The organism is Paenibacillus sp. SN-8-1 (genome assembly GCF_050995535.1).
Classification (GTDB): domain Bacteria; phylum Bacillota; class Bacilli; order Paenibacillales; family Paenibacillaceae; genus Fontibacillus.
This window is the reverse complement of sequence record NZ_CP194782.1, coordinates 1,140,801-1,156,798: the sequence shown is the minus strand read 5'-3', so window position 1 is coordinate 1,156,798 and position 15,998 is coordinate 1,140,801. Positions and strand designations below refer to the sequence as shown.

Genomic DNA, 15,998 nt, shown 5'->3' with positions numbered 1-15,998 from the left:
TTACGCGGGATGGTTACGAACCGCGGCTGTCCTGAAACTTTGATTCCTCAGGGAACAGCAAATACTACTCTAACACAGACGTCTAGGGCAAAGCTAGTACATTTTGTCAAAAGAAAGTTCAAATACTAGCCGGCCCCTGAACTTGTTAAACCTGCAATCTCGTAGATTCGGTTCATATCGAGATGCTCGCGCGTAATCGAGGCCAGACGGTCAAAAGCCTGTTCCTTTCGGTCTGCCGCCGAGAAGGTGTCATGAATTGGCATGAGCCCCTTGTCCACCCTCACTTTGTTCAGCCAGGCGCGGCGCCATTCATCATTATCGAACACTCCATGAAGGTACGTTCCCATAACCCGGCCGTCTTCGCTCACAGCGCCTTCCTGCCACTTCTCCCCAGAAGCAGTGTGACTGCTGGAAAGTTCAAATAACGGCTTAGGAGCGCAGCCTTCAATCCAGACGGATTCACCCATATGTATCTCATAACCTTGAATCGGAATGATCGAAGAATTCGCATAGAGAAGATCTGCCTGATCACCAAGCATGACTCCGGTAACGCGAACGGTCTTCTTCTCAGGCAAGAACACGGTCGTCATAGGCAGCAAGTCAAGCCCGGCGGCCTGGCCTGCCCGTCCTGAATCATAAGCGTCAGGGTCCGTCAGCTGTCTGCCCAGCATCTGATAACCCCCGCATATTCCCACAAGCCTCGTCTTCGGATGGCGCATTGCCGTATGGATCGCCTGATCGAGCCCCTGCTCTCGCAAGTAAGCAAGGTCTCCAAGCGTATCCTTGGTCCCAGGGAGGATAATAACATCAGGTATACCCAGTTCAGCCGCATTGGATACATAACGCAAGGTAACATCCTCTTCAGCGGCCAGAGTATCAAAATCCGTAAAATTCGAAATCCGCGGGTACCGAATTACGGCGATATCTAACCCGTGGGTGGCTCTTCTGCCGGAGCAGCTGTCCAGCACCACTGAGTCCTCCGCTTCAATATTCAAATCGGGAATATGCGGGAGAACACCAAGTACCGGTATCCCGGTTCTCTCCTCCAGCCAATCCAGCCCAGGCTGAAGAAGGGCGAGATCACCCCGGAACTTATTAATAATAAACCCCTTCACCCTGGCACGTTCCTCGGAAGTCAACAGTTCGAGAGTACCCACGAGGAAGGCGAATACCCCGCCCCGGTCAATATCAGCAATGAGCAATACTGGCGCATCCGCCCACCCTGCGAGATTCATATTTACGATATCTCTATCCTTAAGATTTATTTCAGCCGGGCTCCCCGCCCCCTCCATAAGGACAATCTTATAGGAAGAGCGAAGGCGCCCAAGTGCCTCCATTACCGTCTGCTTGGCCTCCGGCAGAAAGTCGTTACGGTAAGCTTCCGCACTCATATGTGCAAGCGGCTTGCCATGCACCACGATCTGGGAATGCATATCCCCAGTCGGCTTAATTAGAATGGGGTTCATATCGGTGGAGGACTGAATTCCGCAAGCATCAGCTTGTACACCCTGAGCTCTGCCGATCTCCAGGCCGTCCTCTGTCACATAGGAGTTCAGCGCCATGTTCTGCGACTTGAAAGGAGCGGCACGAAGACCATCCTGCTTAAAAATACGGCATAGCGCCGTGGTAACGATACTTTTCCCCACATCGGATGCCGTTCCTTGAATCATCAAGACAGCACCTTGGGAGTCTGATTGTCGCTTCATCACCTGGCCCTCCTCACTTCATGCTTAATGAATAATGACCACCAAGATCAACATAAGCAGCACTTCTAACCCTTCATTCAAGGCCCCATAAATATCTCCAGTAAGCCCACCTAATCTGCCGCTGATCTTGCTCGCTGCCAGCGAGCCTATTAGCCAGGCTGCTGCTGGCTCAGCCACATAACAAATCCCTAGTTGAAGCCAGTCCAGCCCTGCTCCGCATCCCCATTGCTTGAGGAGGACCAAGGAGGCGCCTGACAATAGCAGTGCCCACAGCCCAGCAACCCAGGATGAATAATAATTCATCCCTCCGAATCGACCCGCAAGCCCTTCGGGGCCTCTAGCCGCGGGCCAGCCTGCTATCGCATGAACCATGAACCATCGGCTCCATAGGGGGACGGTGAGAAGGGCGAGCGGCAGCGCACCCTTTTCCAGAAGTGAGGCAATTAAAGTTACCTTCAGCAGCAGCAGCAGGACACACGCGATCACTCCCATGGCTCCGACCCGGCTGTCCTTCATAATCTCCAGCATTTTCTCACGGGAACGATAGCTGAGCAGACCGTCCGCCGTATCCATCCAGCCATCCAGATGCAGGCCGCCGGTCAAGTAGATCCAACCTATAAGTATGACCACCGAAGCTGGCAGAGGCGGCAGCGCCCAGGCCGAGATGAGCCCTACCAGACAGCTTACGAGTCCAATAGCCATGCCAACAAGCGGATAGAATCTCGTGCTACGCTTAAGTAGTTCAGGTTTAAAATCCAACTGTGCTGTTACCGGGAAGCGCGACAGAAATTGAAAAGCGGCCAGGATTGCTTGCCCCCGGCCTCTCATAAGTCATACGCCCTACTCTTCAGCTCTATTGGAATTCCTGCCGTTACAAGAAATACCTGCTCGGAGATTTCAGCCATTCTCCTGTTCAATCTTCCGGCAAGGTCCCTGTACAGGCGGCCCAGAGGGTATTCAGGCACAATTCCGCTCCCTACTTCATTCGTGACCAGTACAAGAAGGCCCGAATACAACTTAGCAGCCTCCACGAGCTGCTCAATCTCCCGTTCAACCACCGCCGTAGTATCCGTATCCGGTCCCTCGCCAGCTCCTAATAGAACATTGGATAGCCACAAGGTAAGGCAGTCCACGAGAACCGCTGGCGGATCCTGGCGTGCTCCGTCCAGCTCCTTAAGAAGCTCGGCTAGCCGTAGAGGCTCCTCCAATGTGGTCCATGCGTAGTCAGCTTCAGACCGCTGCCGGCGATGAAGATTCACCCGTTCACGCATCTCCTCATCATAAACTTCAGCTGTAGCAATATATACCGCAGATGAGGCGTGCTTCATGCACCATCTCTCTGCAAAAGCACTCTTCCCGCTCCTGGCCCCGCCCGTGATCAGCACGATCATTGCAAGCCCTCTTCAGCTCCAGAGATCCCCGCACTTTCAAAGGTCGCCATCTCAGCTGGAATCCGGCAGGCAGCATCAATCAGATGCAGCGCGAGTACCCCGCCTGTTCCTTCCCCAAGACGCATACCCAGATCGAACATCGGGACAAGCCCGATCTCACGCAGCAGCAATGCGTGTCCCTGCTCTTCAGATACATGGGAAGCAATCATATACTCACTTACCTCCGGAGCTATACGGATAGCGATCAAGGCAGCAGCAGTGGAGATGAATCCATCAATGACCACAGGACACCGGCTCGCAGCAGCTTGGAGAATAACGCCTACTAATCCTGCAAGCTCGAGCCCTCCTACTTTAGCCAGTACGTCCACCGGATCATTCACATCAGGCTTGTTCAGTTCGATCGCTCTTTGAACAATTAAAGCCTTATGTCTAAGACGCTCGTCATTCAGCCCGGTTCCCCGTCCTACACTTTCAAGGGGAGTTATTCCAGTTAAAGCGCTCATCACCGCAGAACTGGCCGTTGTATTGCCGATCCCCATCTCTCCTGTCACGAACAGCGTTGTCCCTTTCGAGATAGCTTCACTCACAATACCTGCACCTGCCAAGATTGCAGCTTCAGCCTCTTCCCTACTCATTGCCGGACCGGCAGCCATGTTGGCTGTTCCATATCTGATCTTCCGCTTGAGCAAGTCAGGGTGATTGATATCCCCGTTCACGCCAATATCTACACACAGCACGTCAGCCTTAGCCTGTCTTGACAAAACGTTAACCGCTGCACCGCCATTCAGGAAGTTCAGAACCATCTGCTGCGTAACCTCTGCAGGGAAGGCACTGATCCCTTCCTCGCATACCCCATGATCCCCTGCCATGACAACTACCGCCCGATCCGGGAATGAAGGCAGTGCCTTACCTGTGATCCCTGCCAGACGAGCTACCAGCTCCTCCAGCTTACCGAGACTTCCTGGCGGCTTCGTCAGAATGTCCAGCCTGCTCTTGGCCGCCTCCATTGCATGAATATCCAGTGCATGAATTTCCCCGATTCGCCCCATTATTGATGAACTCTCCATCACAAGTGCTCCTTTCGTCTTAACATGATTTGTGGAACGCCCAGATCAGGATGTCTGGCAATCGCCGACCGAACCTCAAATACACGCCTTAAGGTATCCGGTGTTAAAATATCCTGAGGTGTCCCTTCTGCTGCAATACTCCCTTCTTGCAGAATGACCAGGTGGTCGCAATACATGGATGCCAGATTCAAATCGTGCATAACAGCAACTACCGTGAGGTTCTCGTCCTTCTGCCATTCTGATACAAGCTCCATAAATTGAAGCTGATAGCGAATATCGAGATAGGTTGTAGGTTCATCAAGCAGCAGCACCTGTGGCTGCTGGGCCATGACTTTGCCCAAAGCTACCCGCTGCCGCTGACCTCCGCTCAATTCATCGACGGGACGACCTGCAAGAGGAGTCAGGTCTAGCTTGGTCATGATCCTATCCAGAACCTGGCTGGCATCTGGAGAATTGTCACGGCCAAGCCAGTCCAGAAATGGGAAGCGCCCCATCTCAATGACATCCTCTACGGGATATGCTATATTCGGGATTCCGTCCTGCTGAAGCACCGCAAGCTTACGCGCAAGCTCTATGCGTCTATACGACCCAACTGCCCTAGCATCTATGTCGATTTCTCCGGCATCTATCTTCTCTACACCCGAAATGGTATGAAGTAACGTTGTTTTTCCACTCCCATTTGGCCCAATAATCCCTACGAATTGTCCCTGCTCTATCTTAAGATTCAAATCCCGGAGCACCGTCTTCTGGCCTATTCGCTTGGTGACCCCTCTTAGTTCGATCATGCTCACATCATACCACGCTCCTGTCTGTTCTCTCGCTGCTTCTTATTCCGGTATAAGAGATAGGCGAAGAACGGTGCGCCTACAAATGCAGTTACAATCCCCAGCGGAATCTCAGTTTGACCAAGGATGGTTCGTGCAATAAGATCGCTCCACATCAGGAAAATTCCTCCGCAAATGGCGGAGAGAGGGACGATCAGCCTGTAATCAGGCCCAGTGATCAGACGGATCATATGAGGAACGACGAGTCCTACGAATCCGATAACTCCGGCCACAGAGACCGCCGCTGCTGTAAGCAGGGTAGCTACAACCAGCATAACGAGCTTGGTCCGCTCAACGTCAAGACCCGAATGAGCAGCCTGCCGCTCACCCAGCGCAAATAAATTCAGCCGGCGTGCCCCGCTCCAGATAATGACCAGACCTATCACCAAATACGGCAAAAGGATGGCCATATATGACCATCCGCGAAGACTCAGGCTTCCCATTGTCCAGAATAAAATTTCATTTATTGTCTTCTTGGACATGGCTGTCAGGAAAGCCACGACCGCTCCAAGAAAAGTCTGCATAACTACCCCTGAAAGGATCAGGCTCTCTGTCGGGATTTTCCCGCCTTCTCTGGCAAGTGCAAGAACGACCCATAGTGTAATTACACCGGTAACAAAAGCTACCATCGGCAACGTAAATATGCCGATTACGGAGAACTGCCAGCCAAAGAAGATCAGCACTGCCGCACCCACGGAAGAACCCGAGGATACGCCAAGAGTGAAGGGATCCGCAAGCGGATTACGGAGAACTCCTTGAAACGCCGCCCCCGCAAGAGCCAAGGATGAACCTACAATAAGGCCAAGCAGCACACGCGGCAGACGAACATTAAGAACAATTTGTTCCGAAGCTGTGCTCCAGTCCGGCGTGATCCAGCCACCTAGGGCAGGAACCCTGTGAAGCAGAATTCGTGCAATTTCACCAATAGGCAGTGAGACCGAGCCGGTACCTACACAGATCAGCAGGGTAAGGACCAGCAGTACGAGACTGGCCCCAATATAACCCGCTAACTTCTTGTTCATTTAACAAGGTCCGGATAGATCGCTTTAGCAACTTCAATCAGGCCTTGAGTAACCCGCGGACCCGGGCGGCTGAGCAGATTATCATCAAGTCCCACAACCCGGTTATCTTTAATGGCCGTGATTTTATCCCACCCACTGCGGGCTTTGATAATATCGGCAAGCGTCTTATTGTTCTCATCCACTACACTCTTGGCATAGAGAATGACATCCGGGTTGGCCTTAATAATGTTCTCTTCATTAATTTGCTGCCAGCCGGTCAAATCGCCAGCTACGTTCACGCCACCGGAAAGAGAGATCATTTCATCCATGAATTCACCCTTACCTACGGTAAAACCAGGAGAGAATTCAATGTAGACCTTCTTCTTCTGTTTGTTCGTGACCGATTTCACCGCATCTGTAACCTGCTGAAGCTCTTTCTTCATTTGATCCGTAACTTTCTTGGCCTCAGCCTGGTGATCTGTAATTTGGCCATAAGTATCAATATCCTGGATCACGGCATCAATGGTCTTCGGATTGAACTGGAATACTTTAATATTCAGTCCCCGCAAAGTCTTGATGGTCTCAGCATCCGTAAGTCCCGCTACAAAGACTACATCCGGCTGTGCTGCAACGATGGTCTCGGCGTTCACCTTCATACCGCCCATCTTCGGCTTGGACTTGGCCGCTTCCGGATAATCGTCGAAATCCGTTACACCCACGATCTCCTTATCCAGACCAATAGCAAAAAGAGCTTCCGTCTCGGATGGAGCCAGAGATACGATTTTGGCAGGAGCTTTGTCAAAAGTAACCTCTTCCCCTGTAGCATCCTTCAGTTTCAATGGGTAGGTCGTTTTGAGATCAGCCTGCTCAGGAGCCTTAGCTTCCTGCTTCGTCGGTTCGGAGGCTGGGGTTCCTTCCTTCTCTGCATTTCCACATCCCGCAGTTACTGCCAGCATAAGCGTCAACAGCCATGCGGCCCAGATTTTGTTCAATTTCATTGTGTTTCTCTCCCCTTCTAATTTATGTTGCCAGATGGCTTGAACCTAAGAATTACCACTAGTCAAAAATGTGAAATGATTCAGGAGAAGCGACCCTTAAGAACTTTTCACACGGCTGCCTTACATGTAATTCGATCGTTCAGCTTAAACAGATATCACCTTGACGTTATCTGCGATTTCGATCATTTCCGTGCCAACAAAAAGAAAAGACCTGATCCTATGGATCAGGTATACGTCTACGAAAGCATGTCCGGTGAACCTTCATCTCTACAAGACGTGAGGTACAGCCGCACAAATTATATTCCGGCAGAACGTTGTCCCTTCCTCGGAGGACCGCTACGAAATCATAAGGCAGGTCTCCTGACTTCCGGGTGAATGACGATAGCCCGCCTTCCCATACTTATCAAGTACAGTGGCTGTTGATTGGGCTCGTCCCCGGTATACAGTGGCGGGACCGTGCCGGATTTGCACCGGCTTCCCTATTAACCTCGTATCATGGCATAGCCATTCTACAAGGACCTTATGAATATTATGTATTCGCTTATTCAAGATGAATCTACTCTACTGGATTATAGGTGAAATCGCCCCGCCATACAACCCGAAATTCCAACATTTTATGCATTTGTTGGGAATGTCGGCTAGAGGGTTAGATGTCTGAGTCATCAAGACACGGCCAGTCTCCGGCGAGAATTGTACAACGAGTTCCGAGGCCCAGTGCTGCTTATTTGGGAGGAATATAGCTGCTTATGACGAAGACTCTGGCTGCTTACTGCAAAGACACGTGCTGCCTTATTACGAAGTCTCATCCTTCTCATTACCAGATCTAATGTTGCTTATTCGAAGGAATATGACTGCTCATGATGAAGACTCGTGCAGCTTATAGCGGAGCCTGGTGCCACTTCTGACGAAGACTTGACTGCACCATAACATTACGAATTCTCATGCTCCTCATTGCCAGATCTAGTGCTGCTCACCTGGACAGGGATCCTCAGCAGACTGCCTGTCCCGGCTTGATAGTCCCGAAAGCTTACGCCCGGCAGCAGAAACGCCCTTAACAGGCGAACCACTCCGCCATGGGTCAGAATTAGAATCCGCGGTGGATTAGAAGGGGAGATATTCCCTGTATCCTTAGATTGTCTAACAAAGTTTAGAGTTTCTGACATGGCCTCCGTGCAAAATTGAGATACTCTGCTGCTGAAATGATCCCAGGATTCTCCCCCCGGCGGTGTAACCTTTTCTGGATGATCAATCCACTCCCTATAGAGCGGGAAGTCTTTCAGCATATCATAGGTCTTCCCTTCCCATTCACCGAAATCCATTTCTCTAAGCCTTTGATCAAATCTCGCCTTAGCCATCAGATCAGGCCGAACCCGCTGTAAAGTCTCCGCGCAGCGCCGCAGATCACTGCTGTAGACAGCGCAGAACGCTAGTCCATGCAGCTCGGAGGCCAGTGGGCTGAGAAGAGCATCTTCGCCCGGCAGCAGTGCAAGATCCGTATGTCCGAGATAGCGCCGCTCCGCATTCCACTCCGTCCGTCCATGGCGCACAATGATCCATTCTACAGTTAGATCCACAGCAGACTGCCTCCCCGCCACAGAAGAATCACTGATCCGAGAAGTACACATATATTGGACACCCACATGAGCATTGCCGCTGTCTTGGGAATATCATCAGGAACCAGTTCACGGGTCTTGTCCCCCATATAAGCCCGGAAGGAAGTAACCCCGTGATACACATTCTCGCCGCCAAGGCGGATGCCCAGTGCCCCTGCCACAGCGGACTCTGGATAGCCGCTATTCGGGCTTGGATGCGAAGCAGCATCTCTCCGAATAGTCCGGTATGCGCGTCCGGCCTGAAGGCCCATTCCTTGCGAGACGACAATAAGCATCAAAGCCGTCAATCTTGCCGGAATGTAATTCGCCACATCATCAAGGCGGGCAGAAGCCCACCCAAGGTTCAGATACTTCTCGTTCTTGTAACCGACCATGGAGTCAAGAGTATTCACCGCGCGGTAAGCCATGGCAAGCGGTGCACCCCCAATGATCGCATAGAACAGAGGCGAGACAACACCGTCCACAATATTCTCGGCGACCGTCTCCACAGCTCCCCGGGCAATCTCGGATGATTCAAGATGCCCGGTATCACGGCCTACAATCATACCAAGCGACCGGCGTGCTGCCGGGAGGTCGCCTTGCCGTAGGCAGTGATATACCGCCATGCCCGCGTCCTTCAGGCCCTTCGCGGCCACCGTGGTCGCGATCAGCCAGATCTCCGCGGCAGCAGCAAGCCAGGGACTGATCCGGGCAAGCAGCCAGATCAGTCCCCAGGTAAGGGCGAAGGCCCCGCCCGCCACGAGCAGCGGCAGCAGCAAGCCGGCTGCCTTAAGACGGCGCTCAGGCACCCGGCGGCGGATTGCCGCCTCGATCCGCGTGATCGCACGGCCCATCCCTACAACGGGATGGGGAATGGCCCGCGGATCGCCGATCAGCCGGTCGACCAAATAGGCGGCCGGCAGGACCCACCAGGCGATCACCGCCGGACCCCGGCAGCGGCGAGCGCCTCCTGCACCGCGCTGTAGACGAGGCGGCCAATTCGGCCGCCGATGTGGGTCGCGGTGCCGGCGTACGGGTGCAGCAGCCCGTACGCTGGGTTCTGGCTGACGCCGATCATGACGGCGTCGGTGGTCGTGCCGGTGGCCGGCAGGCCATTCTCGGCATCGACAACGCCCAGATCGGCGAGGGCAGCCGCCTTCGCCTCAGTAGCGGTGATGATCGCATTAACCATCGCGGCCGGAGTCATCCGTCCGTCCACCGCGATCATCAGATTGATCGTTCCCGGGACATAGTCCGCCGGGAACGTCGTACGTGCGGTGCCCGCGCGGGCTCCGTTGGATACGCCCGCCGTGGCGCAGATGAATACGGAGGCCTCGTCGTCCTGCTCCTCCGCCACCGCTGCATGCTCAAGCCGGACGGCTGTCAATAATCCAGCCGTCTGCTCCAGCGGATATTCCCACCGCTGGAGCAGATCCCGAATATCTCGCTCTGGATCATCGCACCGATAGAAGCGATCAACATAAATGTTAACCATCCTCTGCAGTCGAACCATTCCGCCTCCATAGACAGCACTGCCCAGAGCATCAACCGGACCCGGCAGATTTACGGAAATATGTCTTTCTCCGCGAATAAGACGGAGCCCTGGATAAGCAGCTGAGCTATACTCACCGCGAGGGCCATCTCCTTCACTTCCTGTATGTATAAAAGGTGTACTCATCCCTTTTCCTCCTTGTCACTAATCCACATTGCCCGGGAATTGATGAAATCAACTGACAGCCGGTCTTTTCCTCTATTCCTTGTAATCACATTCTAACCTTCGTCAGCTAAGTTTCATCGTACTCATCTTCCCTGTAATCTAACTTCTAGGTGAAGATAACCATCTGAATGCGCCTCCCTATCCAGGCGGGAATCCTCTCCTACTTTTACTTCGTATTTGAATTTGCATCTGTTTTTGCTTTTGCCTTTGCTACCTTCTTCTACTTCTTCTACTACTTCTTCTACTACTTCTTCTTCTTCTTCTACTTCTACTGCTACTGCTACTCCATCCCTAGTACGGCCTGCATCTCCCGCAGCAGTTGACCGTTGTCTCCCTTATTCTTGACCGCCACCCGGATATCCCTTTCTCCGAGCCCTGGATACATTGCGCAGCTGCGGATAAGAATTCCACGCTTGCCGAGTTCGTTCTGTATCCGGGTGGCGGTCCAGCCTTCCGGCAATCTTACAAGGAGAAAGTTCGCTTCGCCCGCCCAGGTTCTGCATCCAAGATGGTCCAGGCCTTCCCGCAGACGTCCCCTCTCCTCCGTGATCAGCGAGATCGTGGCTGCTTCATACGCGGACGGGCTTGCCAGACATACCTGACCAGCAAGCAGGGCAAGCTGGTTCACACTCCAGGTCACCTGTTTGTTCGTCATGGCACGAATAATATCCGGATGAGCAATCCCGTAACCAAGCCGAAGCCCCGGTATAGCATAAAATTTCGTCATGGATCTGACCAGGATAAGTCTCGGATATAAGCTGATTTCACTCACCAGAGAGTGCCTTGAATCTGGCACAATGAAATCGATGAAAGCTTCATCCACCACAAGATAAGTGCCTTCCTGCTCAGCGGAACGGGCGTACTGTCTGAGCAGCTCGGCCCCATATTGAACTCCATTCGGATTGTTCGGCTGTCCAAGGAAGACCAGATCGGACTTTCTGATCAACTGCTCCATGTCCTCCGGATCTGCATGAAAATCATGATCGCTCTTTCCCCTTATCGAGATGACTTTCGAGCCAAACTGTTCAGCCAGGGCAGCATATTCGGAGAAGCAGGGTTCCACAATTCCTACAGTCACTGGCTTCAGTGCAAGCAGGAGCAGTGCCATGGTCTCCGCTGCGCCATTACCAATAGAGAGCCAATCTTCATCCAGGCCGAGCTTCTGGGCCAGCATGCTCTTGAATTGTCGATGTCCCGGATCAGGGTATCTGGTAATCGAGGATAGGCCCTCAGTCAGGCTCTCCACTAACCCGGTCGGCGGACCCAGCGGATTGATGTTGCTGCTGAAATCTATGAAATCCCCGGCTCCTCTTCCATAGGTACTTGCGGCCGTCTCCAAATCCCCGCCATGTCCGTATACTTCTAACATAATTGTACCTACCTCTTTCTTCTTTATAATACGCAGTTAAAACATTTACATTTCGGGGTACGGTCGACTACGGGGAATGCTTGGACTTTCGGCCGCTGCCCGCCTCCAGATTTCTTATATATACCGAAGTAGGGATGAAATCCCGAGACAAGGGCATATGCTTCCGAAGTAGCTTTCTTTCACAAAGCTTTAGGAGATCGCTTTCGCTCCTACATTTCCAAGCTCCCCCTCCGTTACGCCTTACCTACATGTAATTTTTTTAACTGCGTCTTATCTCGGCTTTTGTTGTACCCATTATGACGGCAGCCTACTTTTCACGTCAATAAAGCGTCAAAATTCTTTGGTTTCCCCGAATAATTGCGTTACAATAAGAAAGTAAGTGACAAAGCATAGATTAGATACGGAGGACAAGAGAGCGATGCTGTTTATCGATAATCAAGGCATTACAGATGCCGCCATTAATCTCGCCATAGAGGAGTACGCGCTTAAGCATCTCCCGGCGGATGAAACCTACTTACTCTTTTATATTAATGCTCCGTCTGTCATTATTGGCAAGCATCAGAACACCATTGAAGAGATCAATGCGGAGTATATTAAGGATAACGGTGTCAAGGTTGTCCGGCGGCTATCCGGCGGTGGAGCCGTATATCACGACCTGGGGAACCTCAATTTCAGCTTTATTACGAAGGATGATGGTCAATCCTTTTATAATTTCCGCAAATTCACCCAACCAGTAGTTGAAGCCCTCCAGCAGCTTGGGGTAAAGGCTGAATTGACTGGCCGGAACGATCTTCAAGTCGGGGAGCAGAAGATCTCCGGCAATGCCCAGTTCTCCACACGGGGACGCATGTTCAGCCATGGAACACTCATGTTCAACCTGAACCTGGACAACGTGCAGGCCTCCCTCCACGCCAACCCGGAGAAATTCAAGTCCAAGAGCACCAAATCAGTACGCAGCCGGGTAGCTAATATCTCCGACTTTCTGGATAAGAAGATCACAATCGAGGAATTCCGTTCGGAGCTGCTTCGGCACATTTTCGGCATGGAAGTGGACAAGGTTCCCCAGTATGTGCTGACAGAAGAGGACTGGAACAAGATTCATGAAATTTCCAAGGAACGCTATCAGAACTGGGAATGGAACTACGGACTATCCCCGGAGAGCAATGTGAAGCATACTAAGAAATTCCCGGTAGGTATTATTGATCTTAGAATGGACATTAAGGACGGACGGATTGCTGAGATCAAGATTTACGGAGATTTCTTCGGAGTGGGCGATGTAGCTGATATTGAAGATAATCTCAGGGGACTCCGTTATGAAGAGAATGAGGTTGCGAGCGCTCTGGCTAATACTGACGTGAAGCATTATTTCGGCAATATTGAATTAAGCGACTTCATCGGACTCGTATTCCTTGAAGAGTAGGCACATCAATTCATGCTTACCCGTTCTAGGCTTGCAGAGCTTAGTCTGCTGATCGTTGCCATGATGTGGGGCTGTACTTTTCTGATGATCCAGTCTGCAGTTGAGGCACTTCCCCCGCTGGCATTCAATGCGGTTCGCTTTATTGGAGCTGCACTGCTTCTGGGCTTGATTATTACAGTATTCTACAGGAAAGAGTGGAGACAATTCTCCGTCAAAATGCTGCTGCATGGCTCACTGCTGGGCGTATTTCTGTTTGGAGGTTATGCCCTTCAGACCATTGGCTTGCTGTATACCACAACTTCCAATGCTGGATTCATCACAGGCCTATCGGTTGTAATGGTGCCTATGCTTGCCGCCGTGCTGCTGCGGCACAAGCTGTCCAAGATAAGCCTTGCAAGTGCTGTTCTGGCTGCTTTTGGTCTATATTTATTAACCTTCTCGGGAGGCAGCTTCATTCCTAACCGGGGAGATGGCCTGATTCTACTGTGTGCATTTGCTTTTGCGCTTCATATTGGCTTCACCGGGATGTACGCCCCAAAGTACCCGGCATTGCCCCTTGCCGCCATTCAGCTTGCGGTTACGGGCCTGCTAAGTCTTGCAGCTTCCCTGATGACAGAGCACCTGGGGGCTATGAGCCATCTGGGAAATACACTTATGCGCCCGGAGGTGCTGGTTGCCCTTCTTGTCTCGATCGGCCCAACCAGTGCATTTGCTTTCTGGATACAGACGGTTAGCCAGCAGCATACCACCCCAACCCGGGTTGCGGTGATTTTCGCCATGGAGCCTGTGTTTGCGGCTCTAACCGGAGTATTATTTGCAGGTGAGCATTTGGGCTTTGCGGCCCTGATCGGCTGTGCCTGTATCCTGGCCGGCATGATTGCGGCAGAGCTTCAGCCGGCGGCTTCTTCTGTAGAAGCTGTGCCTCACCCCGCAGCTGACAGTCAAGACAATAAAGAAATCAGCGCCTGACCCACAGCGCGATACAAGGAGAGAAACCTAATGTCAAAATATAAATTAATCGCCATCGATATCGACGATACTCTCATTAATGATGACAAGGAAGTGACCCCTGGAACCCAGCAAGCTTTGGAAGATGCTGTAGCTGCTGGTGTGGTTGTGACCTTGGCAACCGGCCGGGCTTATGCCTCCGCTCACAAAATTGCTCGTCAGACTGGCCTGAATGTTCCTATCATTACGTATCAAGGCGCTTTAGTGAAGAACCTGCTTGACGAGAAAGTCTTGTATGAACGCTATATGCCTGTAGATGCGGCCCGTAAGCTGTTCCAATACTGTATTGAACACAATTTACATCTGCAGACTTATATTGACGATAAGCTTTATTCCCGTGAAGAGAATCAAAAGCTGATCGATTACAGTAAATTGAATAATACCCAGTACTATATTGAGCCGGATTTTGAGAAGCTGATCTCCCAGCCAACACCGAAAATGCTCATTATCGATGAGCCGGATTATCTCGATGAACTGATCCCGATCTTCCGTGAGCTGCTTGGAGACGGCGTGCATATTACGAAATCCAAGCCTTACTTCCTTGAATTCATGCATAAAGAAGGGACCAAGGGAGCTGCCCTTACTTTTCTTGCGGATCATTTTGGCTGTGACCTGTCTGAGACTATTGCTATCGGCGATTCCTGGAATGACCATGAAATGCTTGAAGCGGCCGGTCTTGGTGTAGCCATGGGCAATGCCATCGCCCCGCTCAAGGAGCTTGCAGATTATGTTACAGCTAGCAATAATGATGATGGAGTCAAAGAGGTTATCGAGAAGTTTGTTCTTGCACAGCAATAAGGCTAACGTTACCATTCACCATTGTCCCAGCAACTTTCATTGCTATTATGGTATGATATAACCTATCTCAGAACGCTTTGTTTCAGTAGCCATAGTGGACTTTTATTGCGCAAAATGAATCAAAAGCGAAATTCAAAAAAATGGCTGTCCTACCTCTCAAGTAGGACAGCCATTTCTGTCTGTGCGAGTGTTACATGGTCCGGCAGCTCGTAATCCCGGGCCAGGTCAACGTCATGCGACATATGCGTAAATATTGCCTGCTTAGGCTCCACATCTGCAAGAAGCTCCAGGGCCTCAGTCATGTCATAGACCGAACGGGTATGAAAAGGAGCCTCCTCCTTATAGAAGCTTGTCCCGAGTACCAGCAGATTGACGCCCCGCATAAGAACTCTCTCCTCTGGCGGGAGCGCAATCGCATCCGAGCAGTAACACCAGCTATATCCGTTCTTCTCCAGCCTGTAAGCATAGGAATAGCCGTTCTTGCCATGGAACACCTTCCAGCCTTGAATTCTCCAGCCAGCCAACGTAATTCCTTCGTCAATCCCATGGAAATCGACATGTCCTCCGAGCCATGGGTACTGCCTTAAAATAAGCTCAATCACCTCACGGGGCGCATACAGCTGCCCTCTACATTCCAGCCACCTGCAAGCATCCGTCCATTCCGGAAGACCGCCAATATGATCGAAATGCGCGTGGGTTATTAATATATGCCTGACAAAGCGCAGGCAACGCTGTTCCATTTGGGTTCGCCAATCGGGACCGCAATCGATTAGAAAAGACTCTCTACCTGCATCCACCAGGACGCAAGAACGATAACGCCTGTTCACGCCCGCGGTCCGTGCCTCCTCACAGACTGCACATTCACAGTATACCCGGGGCACTCCCATCGCGTCCCCGGTTCCCCAGAACCTAAGCTGATCTCCCACAGCCATCACTCCTCCTAGACTCGTCTCTAACTCTTGTAATTACTGCTTGTTTCACTGCTCACGCTCTTTATATATTAAGCCACTAATATTATAGTCCACCCGGAAGAGCTCAACAAGAAAGCTCTTACCGTAGCAAATCAGATCGGTAAAGGCGATAACCGGTACGGTACTCCTATCTTAT

Annotated in this window: 15 protein-coding genes and 1 riboswitch; of the genes, 3 read left to right on the top strand and 12 right to left on the bottom strand. The window is 51.6% G+C overall.

All coding sequences use genetic code 11. From position 1 onward, the window contains the following. Positions 1–125: 125 nt before the first annotated feature. From ACRRNK_RS05435 to cobD, 11 genes are all read right to left on the bottom strand, one after another. Positions 126–1,706 carry a cobyric acid synthase gene (locus ACRRNK_RS05435; protein ID WP_433945777.1) on the bottom strand — a complete coding sequence of 527 codons (1,581 nt, stop codon included), beginning with the start codon at positions 1,704–1,706 and terminating at the stop codon, positions 126–128. A gap of 24 nt (positions 1,707–1,730) precedes the next feature. Further along, on the bottom strand, positions 1,731–2,534 hold the full coding sequence (cobS, locus tag ACRRNK_RS05430) for an adenosylcobinamide-GDP ribazoletransferase (RefSeq protein ID WP_433945776.1): 804 nt from the start codon (positions 2,532–2,534) through the stop codon (positions 1,731–1,733). Continuing rightward, on the bottom strand, positions 2,531–3,097 hold the full coding sequence (gene cobU / locus ACRRNK_RS05425; RefSeq protein ID WP_433945775.1) for a bifunctional adenosylcobinamide kinase/adenosylcobinamide-phosphate guanylyltransferase: 567 nt from the start codon (positions 3,095–3,097) through the stop codon (positions 2,531–2,533). Before cobU ends, cobS begins: the two co-directional genes overlap by 4 nt. Further along, positions 3,094–4,164: a nicotinate-nucleotide--dimethylbenzimidazole phosphoribosyltransferase gene (gene cobT / locus ACRRNK_RS05420; protein ID WP_433945774.1), complete on the bottom strand. Its 1,071-nt coding sequence runs from the start codon at positions 4,162–4,164 to the stop codon at positions 3,094–3,096. The genes cobU and cobT overlap by 4 nt, the downstream gene beginning before the upstream one ends. Then, complete coding sequence (locus ACRRNK_RS05415; protein ID WP_433946811.1) at positions 4,164–4,949, bottom strand: ABC transporter ATP-binding protein; 786 nt, start codon at positions 4,947–4,949, stop codon at positions 4,164–4,166. Before ACRRNK_RS05415 ends, cobT begins: the two co-directional genes overlap by 1 nt. Positions 4,950–4,951: 2 nt before the next feature. Continuing rightward, entirely contained in the window at positions 4,952–6,010 is a 1,059-nt protein-coding gene (locus ACRRNK_RS05410; protein ID WP_433945773.1) for a FecCD family ABC transporter permease, read from the bottom strand. Then, a complete protein-coding gene (locus ACRRNK_RS05405; protein ID WP_433945772.1) occupies positions 6,007–6,987 on the bottom strand; it encodes an ABC transporter substrate-binding protein in 981 nt (326 codons plus the stop codon). The genes ACRRNK_RS05410 and ACRRNK_RS05405 overlap by 4 nt, the downstream gene beginning before the upstream one ends. A gap of 333 nt (positions 6,988–7,320) precedes the next feature. After that, a riboswitch (cobalamin riboswitch) is annotated at positions 7,321–7,525 on the bottom strand. A gap of 391 nt (positions 7,526–7,916) precedes the next feature. Then, positions 7,917–8,561: a histidine phosphatase family protein gene (locus ACRRNK_RS05400; protein ID WP_433945771.1), complete on the bottom strand. Its 645-nt coding sequence runs from the start codon at positions 8,559–8,561 to the stop codon at positions 7,917–7,919. Beyond that, the gene (gene cbiB, locus ACRRNK_RS05395; protein WP_433945770.1) at positions 8,552–9,520 is read right to left on the bottom strand and encodes an adenosylcobinamide-phosphate synthase CbiB; all 969 of its coding nucleotides are present in this window, start codon (positions 9,518–9,520) and stop codon (positions 8,552–8,554) included. Before cbiB ends, ACRRNK_RS05400 begins: the two co-directional genes overlap by 10 nt. After that, positions 9,517–10,092 carry an adenosylcobinamide amidohydrolase gene (locus ACRRNK_RS05390; protein WP_433945769.1) on the bottom strand — a complete coding sequence of 192 codons (576 nt, stop codon included), beginning with the start codon at positions 10,090–10,092 and terminating at the stop codon, positions 9,517–9,519. Before ACRRNK_RS05390 ends, cbiB begins: the two co-directional genes overlap by 4 nt. 484 nt (positions 10,093–10,576) lie before the next feature. After that, entirely contained in the window at positions 10,577–11,665 is a 1,089-nt protein-coding gene (cobD, locus tag ACRRNK_RS05385; RefSeq protein ID WP_433945768.1) for a threonine-phosphate decarboxylase CobD, read from the bottom strand. A gap of 418 nt (positions 11,666–12,083) precedes the next feature. Between cobD and ACRRNK_RS05380 the strand changes: the two genes are divergently transcribed. The 3 genes from ACRRNK_RS05380 to ACRRNK_RS05370 are packed head-to-tail and all read left to right on the top strand — an operon-like array spanning position 12,084 to position 14,891. Then, positions 12,084–13,085, top strand: coding sequence for a lipoate--protein ligase (locus ACRRNK_RS05380; protein ID WP_433945767.1), 1,002 nt, complete (start codon positions 12,084–12,086; stop codon positions 13,083–13,085). 12 nt (positions 13,086–13,097) lie between these two features. Further along, positions 13,098–14,054 carry a DMT family transporter gene (locus ACRRNK_RS05375; protein ID WP_433945766.1) on the top strand — a complete coding sequence of 319 codons (957 nt, stop codon included), beginning with the start codon at positions 13,098–13,100 and terminating at the stop codon, positions 14,052–14,054. 30 nt (positions 14,055–14,084) lie between these two features. After that, positions 14,085–14,891, top strand: coding sequence for a Cof-type HAD-IIB family hydrolase (locus ACRRNK_RS05370; RefSeq protein WP_433945765.1), 807 nt, complete (start codon positions 14,085–14,087; stop codon positions 14,889–14,891). A 149-nt stretch (positions 14,892–15,040) separates the two neighbouring features. Here the strand turns inward: ACRRNK_RS05370 and ACRRNK_RS05365 are convergent, their stop codons facing one another. Next, entirely contained in the window at positions 15,041–15,823 is a 783-nt protein-coding gene (locus ACRRNK_RS05365) for an MBL fold metallo-hydrolase (protein WP_433945764.1), read from the bottom strand. Positions 15,824–15,998: the final 175 nt, after the last annotated feature.

Coding starts and splice junctions, on each gene's coding strand:
- ACRRNK_RS05380 (WP_433945767.1), top strand. CDS start 12,084: ATGCTGTTTATCGATAATCAAGGCATTACAGATGCCGCCATTAATCTC.
- ACRRNK_RS05365 (WP_433945764.1), bottom strand. CDS start 15,823: ATGGCTGTGGGAGATCAGCTTAGGTTCTGGGGAACCGGGGACGCGATG.
- ACRRNK_RS05415 (WP_433946811.1), bottom strand. CDS start 4,949: ATGATCGAACTAAGAGGGGTCACCAAGCGAATAGGCCAGAAGACGGTG.
- ACRRNK_RS05435 (WP_433945777.1), bottom strand. CDS start 1,706: ATGAAGCGACAATCAGACTCCCAAGGTGCTGTCTTGATGATTCAAGGA.
- cobS (WP_433945776.1), bottom strand. CDS start 2,534: ATGAGAGGCCGGGGGCAAGCAATCCTGGCCGCTTTTCAATTTCTGTCG.
- ACRRNK_RS05410 (WP_433945773.1), bottom strand. CDS start 6,010: ATGAACAAGAAGTTAGCGGGTTATATTGGGGCCAGTCTCGTACTGCTG.
- ACRRNK_RS05390 (WP_433945769.1), bottom strand. CDS start 10,092: ATGGTTCGACTGCAGAGGATGGTTAACATTTATGTTGATCGCTTCTAT.
- ACRRNK_RS05370 (WP_433945765.1), top strand. CDS start 14,085: ATGTCAAAATATAAATTAATCGCCATCGATATCGACGATACTCTCATT.
- cobU (WP_433945775.1), bottom strand. CDS start 3,097: ATGATCGTGCTGATCACGGGCGGGGCCAGGAGCGGGAAGAGTGCTTTT.
- cobT (WP_433945774.1), bottom strand. CDS start 4,164: ATGGAGAGTTCATCAATAATGGGGCGAATCGGGGAAATTCATGCACTG.
- cobD (WP_433945768.1), bottom strand. CDS start 11,665: ATGTTAGAAGTATACGGACATGGCGGGGATTTGGAGACGGCCGCAAGT.
- ACRRNK_RS05375 (WP_433945766.1), top strand. CDS start 13,098: ATGCTTACCCGTTCTAGGCTTGCAGAGCTTAGTCTGCTGATCGTTGCC.
- ACRRNK_RS05405 (WP_433945772.1), bottom strand. CDS start 6,987: ATGAAATTGAACAAAATCTGGGCCGCATGGCTGTTGACGCTTATGCTG.